Below are 638 nucleotides of genomic sequence, written 5' to 3' on the forward strand. Positions count from 1 at the left end.
ATGCTTGACCGGCCGATTGCGCGCGATGGTCGGAAGTTTGATGTTTCTCTCTTGTGGATGGTCGTCTTAATGACGGTCTTCAGCCTGATTATGATTTATTCGGCTTCTATTGCGTATGCGGCATCGGAAGGGGGCAGCCAGTTTTCTTTTGTGTCTAAGCAGGCAATGTTTATCCTGTTTACGGTGGCCATATGCTTGCCGCTTTTCCTGCTGAAGATGAGTTTCTGGCGGCGGATTATTCCGTTTTATTTTGCTGTTTCGGGTTTGCTGTTGTTGCTGGTTTTGTTTGTCGGCCGCGAAATTAACGGCGCGACGCGCTGGATTCATATCGGGCCGCTCAACTTGCAACCGACCGAATTTTTCAAATTGGCGACGGTCTTGTATTTGTCCAGCCTGTTTACGCGTCGTGAAGAAATGTTGCGTGATTTGGATTCTTTGGGTTGGTCGTCTTTGTTTACCGGTATTGGCGATTTGGTGTGCAGCCCTTTTAAAAGTGAAGCTTGGGTAAGGGTAAAGGAACGCTTCCGCAAGTTTAAGACCTTGATTCTGCCGATTATGTTGGTGGCGGTCGGTTTGGTTTTGATTATGGGTCAGCCGGACTTTGGCTCGTTTGTCGTGATTGTCGTGATTACCATGGG

At 48.3% G+C, this 638-nt stretch carries 1 protein-coding gene; it reads left to right on the forward strand.

The genetic code is table 11. From position 1 onward, the window contains the following. The coding region (locus ACTHUM_RS17315) for an FtsW/RodA/SpoVE family cell cycle protein (RefSeq protein WP_440403601.1) at positions 1–638 on the forward strand (638 nt) is incomplete at both ends.

Source organism: Neisseria sp. P0021.S006 (genome assembly GCF_051956895.1).